The sequence below is a fragment of the Micromonospora sp. NPDC050795 genome (assembly GCF_044456785.1).
GTDB lineage: Bacteria > Actinomycetota > Actinomycetes > Mycobacteriales > Micromonosporaceae > Micromonospora.
The window spans coordinates 29323-42026 of record NZ_JBITGE010000013.1 but is presented as its reverse complement, the minus strand read 5'-3'; the positions used below and the strand labels follow the sequence as shown (position 1 = coordinate 42026).

Annotated in this window: 9 protein-coding genes; 5 read left to right on the top strand and 4 right to left on the bottom strand. The window is 70.8% G+C overall.

Going from position 1 to position 12704, the window contains the following annotated elements; genetic code table 11:
- The first annotated feature begins 200 nt into the window (after positions 1–200).
- Positions 201–1694 (top strand): tRNA (N6-isopentenyl adenosine(37)-C2)-methylthiotransferase MiaB, encoded by a 1494-nt coding sequence (gene miaB, locus ACIBEF_RS13935; protein ID WP_396793729.1) that lies wholly within the window; start codon positions 201–203, stop codon positions 1692–1694.
- A 39-nt stretch (positions 1695–1733) separates the two neighbouring features.
- Here the strand turns inward: miaB and ACIBEF_RS13930 are convergent, their stop codons facing one another.
- The 3 genes from ACIBEF_RS13930 to ACIBEF_RS13920 all read right to left on the bottom strand — a co-directional run bounded on the left by ACIBEF_RS13930 (position 1734) and on the right by ACIBEF_RS13920 (position 6748).
- Positions 1734–3080: a cellulose binding domain-containing protein gene (locus tag ACIBEF_RS13930; protein ID WP_396793728.1), complete on the bottom strand. Its 1347-nt coding sequence runs from the start codon at positions 3078–3080 to the stop codon at positions 1734–1736.
- Positions 3081–3339: 259 nt separating this feature from the next.
- Positions 3340–4923 (bottom strand): cellulase family glycosylhydrolase, encoded by a 1584-nt coding sequence (locus ACIBEF_RS13925; RefSeq protein ID WP_396793727.1) that lies wholly within the window; start codon positions 4921–4923, stop codon positions 3340–3342.
- Positions 4924–5539: 616 nt separating this feature from the next.
- Positions 5540–6748, bottom strand: a complete 1209-nt coding sequence (locus ACIBEF_RS13920) for a DUF349 domain-containing protein (protein ID WP_396793726.1) — start codon at positions 6746–6748, stop codon at positions 5540–5542.
- Positions 6749–6898: 150 nt separating this feature from the next.
- Here ACIBEF_RS13920 and ACIBEF_RS13915 point away from each other — a divergent pair, with 150 nt between their 5' ends.
- The 3 genes from ACIBEF_RS13915 to dapF are packed head-to-tail and all read left to right on the top strand — an operon-like array spanning position 6899 to position 9418.
- Positions 6899–7666, top strand: a complete 768-nt coding sequence (locus ACIBEF_RS13915; RefSeq protein ID WP_396793725.1) for a hypothetical protein — start codon at positions 6899–6901, stop codon at positions 7664–7666.
- On the top strand, positions 7651–8574 hold the full coding sequence (gene miaA, locus ACIBEF_RS13910; protein ID WP_396793813.1) for a tRNA (adenosine(37)-N6)-dimethylallyltransferase MiaA: 924 nt from the start codon (positions 7651–7653) through the stop codon (positions 8572–8574). The genes ACIBEF_RS13915 and miaA overlap by 16 nt, the downstream gene beginning before the upstream one ends.
- Positions 8575–8581: 7 nt before the next feature.
- The gene (gene dapF / locus ACIBEF_RS13905) at positions 8582–9418 is read left to right on the top strand and encodes a diaminopimelate epimerase (RefSeq protein WP_396793724.1); all 837 of its coding nucleotides are present in this window, start codon (positions 8582–8584) and stop codon (positions 9416–9418) included.
- A 143-nt stretch (positions 9419–9561) separates the two neighbouring features.
- Here dapF and ACIBEF_RS13900 read toward each other — a convergent pair whose 3' ends face one another.
- On the bottom strand, positions 9562–11028 hold the full coding sequence (locus ACIBEF_RS13900) for an NAD-dependent malic enzyme (protein ID WP_357197065.1): 1467 nt from the start codon (positions 11026–11028) through the stop codon (positions 9562–9564).
- Positions 11029–11211: 183 nt separating this feature from the next.
- Here ACIBEF_RS13900 and hflX point away from each other — a divergent pair, with 183 nt between their 5' ends.
- The gene (hflX, locus tag ACIBEF_RS13895) at positions 11212–12666 is read left to right on the top strand and encodes a GTPase HflX (protein WP_393225331.1); all 1455 of its coding nucleotides are present in this window, start codon (positions 11212–11214) and stop codon (positions 12664–12666) included.
- Positions 12667–12704: the final 38 nt, after the last annotated feature.

The following is a 12704-nucleotide window of genomic DNA, read 5'->3' as shown; positions in this document are numbered from 1 at the left end:
CTGAGCGGAGCCGCGCAGCGGCCCTGAGTACGAAGACCCCGAATCGCCCGGGGTCACGTTCTGTGCCGAAGCGTACTGTCCGCCGTAAACCCTCACCATGGGCCGCCGGGTCAACGCCGCAGGACCGGACAAAGCCGGTCGGAGGTCCCCCCGGGCCGGGCCGCTACCCTGGTAGCCCGAGGGGAAGGGGCACCAACAGGGTGGCTAGGACCTACAACGTCGTCACGTACGGCTGCCAGATGAACGTGCACGACTCCGAACGCATCTCCGGCCTGCTCGAGCAGGCGGGATACGAGCGTGCACCCGCTGGCGACGACACCCCGGACATCGTGGTCTTCAATACCTGCGCGGTGCGGGAGAACGCGGACAACCGGCTCTACGGCAACCTCGGTCGCCTGCGCCCGGTCAAGGACAAGCACCCCGGGATGCAGATCGCTGTCGGTGGCTGCCTCGCCCAGAAGGATCGGGGCGACATCGTCCGCAAGGCCCCCTGGGTGGACGTCGTCTTCGGCACCCACAACATCGGCGCGCTGCCGGTGCTGTTGGAGCGGGCCCGGCACAACGCCGCCGCCGAGGTGGAGATCCTGGAGTCCCTCGACGTCTTCCCGTCCACGCTGCCCACCCGCCGCGAGTCCACGTACGCCGGCTGGGTGTCGATCTCGGTTGGGTGCAACAACACCTGCACGTTCTGCATCGTGCCGGCGCTGCGCGGCAAGGAGAAGGACCGACGCCCCGGAGACATCCTCTCCGAGGTGCGCGCCCTGGTCGACGAGGGCGTGCTGGAGGTGACCCTGCTCGGGCAGAACGTCAACTCGTACGGCGTGGAGTTCGGCGACCGGTACGCGTTCGGCAAGCTGCTGCGGGCCTGCGGCGACATCGACGGGTTGGAGCGGGTGCGGTTCACCAGCCCGCACCCGAAGGACTTCACCGACGACGTCATCGCCGCGATGGCCGAGACGCCGAACGTCTGCCACTCGCTGCACATGCCGTTGCAGTCCGGCTCCGACGACGTGCTCCGGGCGATGCGCCGGTCCTACCGCTCCGAGCGCTACCTGGGGATCATCGAGAAGGTCCGCGCGGCGATGCCGGACGCGGCGATCACCACCGACATCATCGTCGGCTTCCCCGGTGAGACCGAGGCCGACTTCCAGCGCACCCTGGACGTGGTCCGGGAGGCACGGTTCTCCTCGGCCTTCACCTTCCAGTACTCGAAGCGGCCCGGCACGCCCGCCGCGACGATGGACGACCAGCTACCCAAGCAGGTGGTGCAGGAACGCTACGAGCGGTTGATCGCATGCGTCGAGGAGATCACCTGGGCGGAGAACAAGCGCCTCGTCGGTGAGACCGTCGAGGTGCTGGTCGCGGTCGGCGAGGGCCGCAAGGACGAGCGGACCGGCCGGATGTCCGGTCGGGCCCGCGACGGTCGACTCGTGCACTTCGCGACGGAGACCGCCGGCGGGGAGTCCCTGGCCGGTCAGATCCGGCCGGGCGACATCGTGCACACCACTGTGACGTACGCCGCGCCGCACCACCTGAACGCCGACGGCGCGCCGGTGGCGCACCGTCGCACCCGGGCCGGTGACGCGGCCGAGGCGGGGCGCTCCCCGCGTACCCCTGGGGTGTTGCTCGGTCTGCCGACGATCGGCGCACCGCCGGTCGTGGCTGCCCCCGCCGCTGGCTGCGCCACCCACTGACCGCGCGGAGGGGCCCCTCGACCAGGGGCCCCTCCGTGGTCAGACGGTGATCTTGCCGGCGCCGGCGCCCGCCGTCACGATGGACTTGACGTTGCTCGCGGTGTCCAGCTGGTACGAGTACGGGATGCTGGCCACGCTGCCGCCGGTCTGGCCGGTGGGCGAGTTGACGAAGTGGTTGTTGCGGGCGACAAGGCTGCCGGGCCCCGAGTCCCCCTCGCCGAGGTGGTACGGGTCGTCCACGTTCTCGAAGTAGTTGCCCTCGACGAGCACGCCGGCGTTCTCGGTGGACGCCACGCCGTAGCCGCCGTTGGCCCGGTAGTAGTTGTTGTAGACGTGCACCGGGTTGCCGAAGCGCACCCGGGGGTTGCGCTGGTTGCTGCCGTCGAACCAGTTGTGGTGGTAGCTCACCCGCAGGTGACCGACGTCCTGGCTGGCGTTGTCGTCGCTGTGACCGAGCAGCATCGTCTTGTCGTGGCTGAAGACCCGGTTCCACGAGACGGTGACGAAGTCCGAGCCGCGCTTGATGTCGACGGCGCCGTCGTACCCGTTGCTGAAGCTGTTGTGGTCGATCCAGATGTTGGTGGCCGACTCCTGCACGTTGATCGCGTCGTCGTTCCAGTTGCGGAAGGTCAGGTTGCGAATGATCACGTTGCGGTCACCGCTGATGTTGAGCCCGCAGCCGACGATCGTCGCCCCGTAGTTGCCGATGATGGTCTTGTTGGACCGGACCCGCAGCATCCCCGAGCAGGTGATCGTCCCGGTCACCCGGATGACTGCGGCGCCGGTGGCGTTCAGCGCGCTGGTCAGGCCCGAGGCGTTGCTGACGGTGGTCGTGGCGGCGTTGCCGCCACCCGTGGTGCCGCCGTTCTGGGTGGCCCAGCCGACCAGCGCCGAGGGCTGCTGGCCGGGCGGGGGAGTGCTCGACGGTGGCGGGGTGGTCGGCGGCGGGGTGGTCGGTGTGGTGCTGCCGGTGCAGGCGACGTTGTTCAGGCTGAAGCTGCTCGGAGCCGGGTTGCTGGAGTTGTTCCAACTCGCGTTGAAGCCGAACGAGGCGCTGGCGTTCGTCGCCAGGTTGCCGTTGTAGTCGACGTTCGTCGCGGAGACCTGGCTGCCGCTCTGCGTGACGGTGGCGCCCCACGCCTGGCTGGTCTGCTGACCGGCCCCGTACGACCAGCGCAATGTCCACCCGGAGACCGGGTCGCCGAGGTTGGTGACTGTGACGTTGCCGGTGAATCCACCCGGCCACTGGCTGGCGACCGAGTAGGCCACCTGGCAGCCGGCGGCCGCCTGGGCGGACACGGAGGTCAGGAGCCCGGCGGTGACCACTGTGGCGGTGGCTGCGGCAGTGGTGGCGATCAGCGTCATTCGACGCCGTCCTGTGCGCATGCTGCTTCCTTTCGATGAGGCGGACGGAGGTGTCGCGACGCCCATGCCCGTGGGCGGCGAATCTCGGCCGGGACCAGTGGTCCTCGGGTCCGCCGGTGCAGGTTCGTGAAGGAGAGCGGCTCCCGCGCTCGCACCCACCAACGAAGAGGCAAGCGCTTTCCCGATGAAAACATAGAAGAATCTGAATGTAAATGGCCGGGACGGCCGATGCGCTGCACACCGGCCGCCCCGGCAGCAACGCACCGGCCGTCCTGGTGGATCAGCAGGCGGTGCCGTTGAGTTTCACAGTGCCCGGCGCGCTCGCCGTGCCGTTGGCGGTGAAGCCCACCGTGACCGAGCCGCCTGCCGGCAGGGACGGAGCGTGGCTCGGAGCCGCCGCGGTCACCGTCGTACCGGACTGCGTGACAGTGGCGTTCCAACCACTGCCCAACGTCACCCCGGACGGCCAACTCCAGGTGACCGACCACGGGTTCACCGCGCCCGAGCCGGTGTTCTTCACCGTCAACTCGCCCTGGAAGCCGCCCTGCCAGGCGTTGACCTGCCGGTAGGTGGCCGTGCAGGCACCGGTCGGCGGGTCCGTCGGCCCGCCGGTCGGCGGCCCGCTGGTGCCGCCACCGGACGGCGCGATCAGGTACGGCTGGAGGATCGCCTGCTTGGCGGTGTTGACATTGGTCCAGTCGTCCAACGCGATACCGCCGGTGTCACCCGAGTTGGGGTTCCACGACCAGTAGGTGAACGACATCCCGGTCACCCCGGTCCCGGTGTACGCCATCAACTTCTCCAGCCACACCTTGTCCTTCGGGTCGACCAGGGTGCTGCCGAACTCGCCCATCATGATCGGGGCGATGTTCTGCTTGTAGAGGTAACCGAAGTACTTGTCCCAGATGGCCGGCATGTTCGCCGGGTAGTCCGGGGCGTCGAACCAGGTCTGCCGGTACACCGAGGTGGCGTACTCGTGCGGCGAGTAGACCAACCGGTTCGCCACGCTCAGCCGGACCGGGAACTGACCCGCCTTCGACAGGTTGCCACCCCACCAACCGCAGTCCTCGTCGTTGCTGGTGTCGCCGTCCCAGACGTTGGAGAGGCCACCACTCGGGCAGCTCACCCCCTCCACGAAGATCAACCAGTTGGGCTGGACACCGAGGATGGCGTTCCCGGCCCGCTCGGCGGCGAGCCGCCAGTCCCGGGTCGTGTCGCCACATCCCCAGCACGCGCCGGTGGCCGCCGGGTTGGTGCCCTCCGCGTGCGGCTCGTTGTGCAGATCGGCGCCGATCACCGTCGGGTTGCCCGCGTACCGCTGAGCGAGCATCTTCCAGTCGTTGATCCAGGTCGCCTCGGAAACAGTCGACGTGTACCAGAGTGGTGACTGCCCGGCCGCCGTCGGCCGGTGCCGGTCCAGGATGATCCGCATGCCTTTGCTGCCGGCGTAGTCGATCACCTTGTCCAGGATCTGCAACGGCGACAGCCCGATCAGGTCCGGGTTGACGAAGTCGTTGATCCCACTGGCGGTCGCACCCGGCTTCAGCGCGTCGTTCGAGTACGGCACCCGCAACGTGTTGTAACCCAACCGGGCCATCGTGTCGAGCTGCCCCCGCCACGGGTTGTTCGACCACAGCCCGTGGAAGGTCTTGTTGTCGGTCTCCATGCCGAACCAGTTGATGCCGGTCAACCGCACCGTCGCACCGGTGCTGTCCACGATCTGGTTGCCACTGGTATGCAAGTAACCCGTACCGGTGCCGGCGGCGACGGCCGGGCTGGTGCTGACGGCGGTGGCGAGGAACACGCCAGCCGCGACGGTGGCGAGCGCGGTGAACGCGCCGCCGAGAGCTTTCGGACGGAACAATTCGAGCTCCACTTCGGAGATCCGGCGCCGTCAAGAAACGACGCCGGCGGGCGGCCGTCCGCACGTCACGGTCCCTCAGGGGTACGCGGACAGCACGCGACGGCCCATGTCACGCGGACGTGGTCACTCGCGGAAGCTCACCGGCGACCCTCGACGGCGGATGCTCCGCCTTCGTCGCCCTCGCGCCGGTGGCCCTACCTGGCTCCGTCGCTCATTCTGATCAGCCCACGTCAATGCGTCAACCTGCCCATCGGCACCGCCCCGCCCCGCCCCGCGCTGCACCGCAGCGGCCGTCTCGCCCGCCCCGCCCGCGCCCCGGCGGCGTGGCGTGGCGCTGCCCGCGTCGAGCGTCCGTCACAACGCGTCCCCAGCGGCGCAACATCAGGGATGTTGCTGTCTCCCGCCTGTCCGAGGCAGCAACATCCGGGAAATTGCGCGCATCTTGACGCGGTAGCGGCGACGCGGGCTCGGGTGAGCGGGGGTTCGGCGGACGGGGCGCGGGTGTTCGGAGCGCGGGGCGCGGGGGATTCGGGCGTGTGTGGGCGCGGTTGTCGGAGGCCGGACACGCGGGAGCCCCCGGACCCGTGAAGGGCCGGGGGCTCCGGACGTCGTCAGCTCAGCCGGCCTGCTCGGCGAGTTGGAGGAACTGCCGCTTGGAGGCGAGGGCCTGCTCGGCCTCCTTGATCCGGCGTGCGTCCCCGGCGCTCTGCGCCCGGGCCAGCCGGTCCTCGGCCTCCGCCACCTGCGCCCGCATCTGGGCGAGCAGCGGGTTGTCCTCCTTGGTGGTGCGGCGCCACGCCGAGTCCATCACGTCACGGACCTTGTCGTCGATGACGCGCAGTCGACGCTCCAGCCCGGCGGCCGCCTCGCGGGGCACCCGGCCGGCCTCGTGCCACTGGGCCTGGATCTCCCGCAGCTTGGCCTGGGCCCCCTTCGGGTCGGCGTCGATGTCCAACGCCTCGGCCTCGGCGAGCAGGGCCTGCTTGCGCTCCAGGTTGCCGCGCTGCTCGTTGTCCCGTGCGGAGAAGACCTCACTGCGCTTGCTGAAGAAGGCGTCCTGCGCACCCCGGAACCGTTCCCAGAGCTTCTGCTCGGCCTCCTTGGAGGCGCGCGGGGCAGCCTTCCACTGGGTCATCAGGTCCTTGAGCTGGTTGGCGGTGGCGGCCCAGTCGGTGGAGTCCGCGAGCTTCTCCGCTTCGGCGACCAACTCCTCCTTGGCGGTCTGGGCCTGCTTGCGCTGCGAGTCGAGGGAGGCGAAGTGGGCGCCGCGGCGGCGGGTGAAGCCGTCCCGGGCGGCGGCGAACCGCTTCCACAGCTCACCGTCGGCCTTCTTGTCGACCCCGCGGATGGTCTTCCACTCGTCGAGGATCTCCTTGAGCCGGTCACCGGCGGTCTTCCACCCGGTGGATTCGGCGGCCAGCTTCTCGGCTTCCTCGACCAGCGCGGTCTTGCGGGCCAGGGCCTCGCCTCGAGCGGCGTCCCGGGCGGCGCGCGCTTCGCCGGCCTTCTCCTCGGCGAGGGTCGCCAGCTTGTCCAGGCGGGTGGCCAGCGCGTCGATGTCGCCGACCACGTTGGCCTCGGGCAGCGTGGTCCGGATCCGCCGGATCGTGCTCAACGAGTGCCCGGCGTCCGCCGCACCCGACTTGAGTCGCGCCTCGGTCAGGTCCACCTCGGTCACCAGGTCGGCGAAGCGTCGTGCGAAGTGTGCCAGGCCCTCCTCCGGTGCTCCCGCCTGCCAGGATCCGACCACCCGCTCTCCCTCGGTGGTCTTGACGTACACGGTGCCGTCCGCGTCCACCCGTCCGAAGGCAGTCCAGTCGCTCATGTGCCCATCCTCGTTCTCCCGGCGTCGAGGGATCGATCCCCCGTCGCCGCCACGGCGCAGCCAAGTTGCTTCCGGCATTGTCACAGGTCCGACCCGGTCCGCGTCGAGCGCCTATCGCCGACCGTGACCATACGGTGTCCTAGGGGCCGAATGACCGGATCGGCGCGGAGACGCACCGGGGATTCCCGCTACGGTGGACGGGTGCCACTGGTCGCCGCCGCCGTCTGCCCGCATCCGCCCCTGCTCGTGCCCGAGGTGGCCGGCTCCGCAGCGCCGGAGTTGGACGATCTGCGGGCGGCCTGTGACACCGCCGTACGCCGGCTGTTGACCACCGATCCGGACATTGTGGTGCTGGTGGGCACCGGCCCGGTGACCGGCCCGATCCGCACCCCGGCGACCGGTTCCCTTCAGCCGTGGGGTGTCGACCTGGACGTGCCGTTGGTGCCGGGCCAACCGGACCGGGGCGCGGTGCTGCCGTTGAGCCTGACCATCGGCGCGTGGTTGCTGGCCCGGCACGAAACCCGACCGCCGGTGACGGCAGTGCAGGTGGCCGCCGACGCCGGCCCGGCCGAGCTGGCCGCGCTCGCCGACGAGGTCGGTGCCGCCGGTGACCGGGTGGCGTCGCTGGTGCTCGGGGACGGGTCGGCCTGCCGCGGGGAGAAAGCACCCGGGTACGACGACGCGCGTGCCCTCCCGTACGACCAGGGGGTTGCGGCGGCGCTGGCCGACGCGGACCTGGACGCCCTGCTCGACCTCGACCCGGTGGTGTCGACGGAGCTGAAGGCCGCCGGTCGCGCCCCCTGGCAGGTGCTCGCGGGCGCGGCCCGCGCTGCCGGTGGTGGGTGGCGCGGCGAGTTGTTGCACGACTCCGCTCCCTACGGGGTGGCGTACTTCGTGGCGTCCTGGGAGCGGGCGTGACCGGCCTGGTCGTCGCCGTGGTCGGCCCGACCGCGGCCGGTAAGTCCGCGCTGAGCATCGCGTTGGCGCATGCCCTGGACGGGGAGGTGGTCAACGCCGACTCGATGCAGCTCTACCGGGGCATGGACATCGGCACGGCGAAGCTGACCCTCGCCGAGCGGGACGGGGTGCCGCATCACCTGCTGGATGTCTGGGAGGTCACCGAGCCGGCGAGCGTCGCGGAGTACCAGCGGCTGGCCCGCGCGGCGGTGGACGACATCCTGTCGCGGGGGCGGGTGCCGCTGCTGGTCGGTGGCTCCGGGCTGTACGTGCGGGCGGTGCTGGAGCGCTTCGAGTTCCCCGGCACGGACGCGGCGCTGCGGGAGCGGCTGGAACGGGAGTTGGCCGAGGTCGGCCCGGCCCCGCTGTACGCGCGGCTGCGCGCCGCCGACCCGGTCGCCGCCGAGAGCATCCTGCCGGCGAACGGCCGGCGGATCGTCCGGGCCCTGGAGGTGATCGAGCTGACCGGCGCGCCGTTCGCCGCCTCGTTGCCGCAGCCCACGCCGTACTACCCGTCGGTGCAGCTCGGCGTCGACCTGGACACCGGTCTGCTGGACGAGCGGATCGCGCTGCGGGTGGACCGGATGTGGGCCGACGGCCTGGTGCCGGAGACCCGTGAGCTGGTCGGGCGCGGGCTGCCCGAGGGGCGGACGGCGAGTCGGGCGCTCGGCTACCAGCAGGTGCTGCGCCTGCTCGCCGGTGAGCTGACCGAGGCGCAGGCGCACGACGAGACGGTCCGGGCGACCCGGCGGTTCGTCCGGCGGCAGCGGTCCTGGTTCCGCCGCGACCCGCGGATCCACTGGCTGGACTCGACGACCCCGGACCTTATCGGGGCCGCCCTGCGTCTGGTGCCGGCTGCTGCGCGATGATGGTGCTGTGGAGTTCACCAAGGGCCACGGCACCGGCAACGACTTCGTCCTCCTCCCCGACCCGGACGGTCAGCTCGACCTGACCCCGGAGCTGGTCGCGGCGCTCTGCGACAGGCGTCGGGGCATCGGCGCGGACGGCGTCCTGCGGGTGGTCCGCGCGGCCAAGCATCCGGACGGCGCGGGTCTGGCCGGCGAGGCCGAGTGGTTCATGGACTATTGGAACGCTGACGGCTCGTTCGCCGAGATGTGCGGCAACGGCGCTCGGGTCTTCGTGCGCTACCTGCTCGACACCGGGTTGGCCACGCCCGCCGGCGCGGCGTTGCCGGTGGCAACCCGGGCCGGCGTCGTGCGCGCGCTGGTCGAGGGCGACGCCGTGTCCGTCGAGATGCGTCGACCCCAGGTGTACGACAGTTCTGCCGCCACCCTCGGCGGGCTGACCCTGACCGGTGCGGTGGTGGACGTCGGCAACCCGCACCTGGTCTGCGTCCTGCCGGCCGGCGTGGAGCTGTCGGCGCTGGACCTGACCGTCGCGCCCGGGTTCGACCCGGCGGTCTTCCCGAGCGGGGTGAACGTCGAGTTCATCGTGGCGGGCGACCCGGTCGACGGCACCGACGAGCACAGCCTGATGCGGGTGTACGAGCGCGGCAGCGCCGAGACCCTGTCCTGCGGGACCGGCGCCTGCGCGGTGGGCGCGGTGGCACTGCGCGACGCCGGCCTGGACACCGGCGTGGTCGCCGTCGACGTGCCCGGCGGTCGCCTGACGGTGACCGTCACCGAGAGCTCCTGCTGGCTCTCCGGCCCCGCCGTCCTGGTGGCCACCGGCGAGGTAACCCTCCCCACCTGACCACCCCCGGGTCCGCCCCTCGGGTTCGCCCCGTTGATCATGAAGTTATTGCCACTCGGCTCGGCGTGTCGGGGCAACAACTTCATGATCGACGGACGGTTCGGGGCCGGACGCGGGCAGGGCCGGGCCGGGCCGGGTTGGGGTTACGGGGTGGCGCTGGCGGTGGCGGCGATCTCGGGGAGGTCGGCGGGGCCGGGGTCGGCGGCCGGGAGCGGGCTGGGGTTGTGCGCGGCGGCCCGGACGGCGGCGGCGACAGCCGGGGCGACCCGGGAGTCGAAGACGCTCGGCACGATCACCGTCGGGTTGATCTTGTCTTCGCCGACCACGTCCGCGATGGCCCGGGCGGCCGCGATGGCCATCTCCTCGGTGAACTCCTCGGCGTGCGCGTCCAGCATGCCGCGGAACACCCCGGGGAACGCGAGCACGTTGTTGATCTGGTTCGGCTGGTCCGAACGGCCGGTGGCGACCACCGCGGCGTGCTTGCGTGCCTCCCGCGGGTCGACCTCCGGGTCGGGGTTGGCCAGCGCGAAGACGATCGAGTTCTTCGCCATCTGCGCGATGTCGTCGCCGGTGAGCAGGTTCGGCGCGCTGACGCCGATGAACACGTCGGCACCCCGGATCGCTCCGGGCAGGTCGCCGGAGTAGTTCTCCTTGTTGGTGTTCTCCGCCAGCCACTGCCACGCCGAGTTGAGCCCGGTCAGCCCGCGGTGCAGGGCGCCCTCCCGGTCGTACGCGATGATGTCGCCGACGCCCTGGCGCAGCAGCAGCTTCATGATCGCGGTGCCGGCCGCGCCGGCTCCGGAGACGACCACCCGGACGTCCGCGAGCTGCTTGCCCACCACCCGCAGCGCGTTGGTCAGCGCGGCCAGCACGCAGATCGCGGTGCCGTGCTGATCGTCGTGGAAGACCGGGATGTCCAGCGCCTCGCGCAGCCGGGCCTCGATCTCGAAGCAGCGCGGCGCGGCGATGTCCTCCAGGTTGATGCCGCCGTAGGCCGGCGCGATCGCCTTGACGATCTGCACGATCTCGTCGGTGTCCTGGGTGTCCAGCACCACCGGCCAGGCGTCCACCCCGCCGAAGCGCTTGAACAGCGCGGCCTTGCCCTCCATCACCGGCAGCGACGCGGCCGGGCCGAGGTTGCCCAGCCCGAGCACCGCCGAGCCGTCGCTGACCACGGCGACGGTGTTGCGCTTGATGGTCAGTCGCCGGGCGTCGGCCGGGTTCTCGGCGATCGCCATGCAGACCCGGGCAACCCCGGGGGTGTACGCGCGGGACAGCTCGTCGCGGTTGCGCAGCGCGACCTTCGAGGTCACCTCGATCTTGCCGCCCAGGTGCAGCAGGAACGTCCGGTCCGACACCTTGCGCACGTCCACGCCGTCCAGCGCGGTCAGCGCGTCGACCACCTGGTCGGCGTGACCGGCGTCGGCGGTGTCGCAGGTCAGGTCGACGATCACGTTGGTCGGGTCCGAGTCCACCACGTCCAGCGCCGTGACGATCGCCCCGGCCTCGCCGACGGAGGTGGTGAGCCGGCCGATCGAGGAGGCGTCCGCGGTCACGGCGATCCGGATGGTGATCGAAAATCCGGCGCTGGGCAGTCGGGTGATGGCCACGGGATCCCTCCGTAACGGCTGTGCGGCCGTTCGGCCGCCGCCCGCATTTCTACCGGGTCGTCGCGGCCGACCAGCATTCGCCCCCACTTTTGGCGACCTTCACCATGGGCATATAGCAGGTGCGTTCGGCGTTGTGTCATGTCAGGATTACGTTCTACTTATCAAAACGGACAGGAGAACCGCTTGCGAGACCAGGAGAGCTTTGTCCCCGTCGAGGACGAGCTCGACGACGTCACCACCGGCGAGATGGAGCTGTCGGAGCGGCAGTCCCTCCGACGCGTCCCGGGCCTGTCAACCGAGCTCACCGACGTCACCGAGGTGGAATACCGCCAGCTGCGGCTGGAGCGGGTCGTCCTGGTGGGCGTCTGGACCGAAGGCACTGTCACCGACGCGGAAAACTCGCTGACCGAGCTCGCCGCGCTGGCCGAAACCGCCGGTTCGCAGGTGCTCGAAGGGCTCATCCAACGTCGTACCCGACCCGACCCGGCCACGTACATCGGCCGTGGCAAGGTCGACGATCTCGGCGCGGTGGTGCTCTCCACCGGCGCCGACACTGTCATCTGTGATGGTGAGCTGTCCCCGTCGCAGTTGCGCAACCTGGAGCAGCGCACCAAGGTCAAGGTCGTCGACCGCACCGCGCTGATCCTCGACATCTTCGCCCAGCACGCCAAGAGCAAGGAAGGTAAGGCGCAGGTCGAGCTGGCCCAGCTCGAATACCTGCTGCCCCGACTGCGCGGTTGGGGTGAGACGCTCTCCCGGCAGACCGGTGGTTCCGGCCGGGGTGGCGGTGCCGGCGGCGGTGTGGGTGTACGTGGTCCCGGTGAGACCAAGCTGGAGACCGACCGGCGGCGCATCCGGCACCGCATCTCCCGGCTGCGTCGCGAGATCAAGAGCATGAAGACGGTACGCGTGACCAAGCGTTCGCGCCGTTCCCGTAACTCCGTTCCCGCGGTCGCCATCGCCGGCTACACCAACGCCGGCAAGTCCAGCCTGCTCAACCGCCTGACCGGCGCGGGCGTGCTGGTGGAGAACGCGCTGTTCGCCACGCTGGACCCGACGACCCGCAAGGCCACCACCTCGGACGGGCGGCTCTACACCCTCTCCGACACCGTCGGCTTCGTCCGACACCTTCCGCACCAGATCGTCGAGGCGTTCCGCTCGACGCTGGAGGAGGTCGCGCAGGCCGATCTGGTGGTGCACGTCGTGGACGGCACCCACCCGGATCCGGAGGAGCAGGTCCGGGCGGTCCACACGGTGCTTGCCGAGGTCAGCGCGGACCGGCTTCCCGAGCTGTTGGTGGTCAACAAGACCGACGCCGCTGACGAGGACACCCTGCTGCGGCTCAAGCGGCTCTGGCCGGACGCGATCTTCGTGTCCGCGCACTCCGGGCGGGGCATGGACGAGCTGCGCGCGGCGATCGAGGAGCGGCTGCCGAGTCCGGCCGTCGAGGTCCGGGCCGTGCTGCCGTACGACCGGGGCGACCTGGTGGCTCGGGCGCACCGCACGGGTGAGGTGCTCAGCACGTCGCACCTGCCGGAGGGCACTCTCCTGCACGTCCGGGTCGGCGCGGAGCTGGCGGCGGAGCTGACGGCCTTCGACGTGGAACGGCAGGGGCAGGCGGCCGGCAGCCGATCCTGAGCGGCCACGGCGTCATCCCCCGGAAACGCGCGGCATGC

Coding starts and splice junctions, on each gene's coding strand:
- ACIBEF_RS13915 (WP_396793725.1), top strand. CDS start 6,899: ATGACCGGATCGGCGCGGAGACGCACCGGGGATTCCCGCTACGGTGGA.
- ACIBEF_RS13930 (WP_396793728.1), bottom strand. CDS start 3,080: ATGCGCACAGGACGGCGTCGAATGACGCTGATCGCCACCACTGCCGCA.
- ACIBEF_RS13920 (WP_396793726.1), bottom strand. CDS start 6,748: ATGAGCGACTGGACTGCCTTCGGACGGGTGGACGCGGACGGCACCGTG.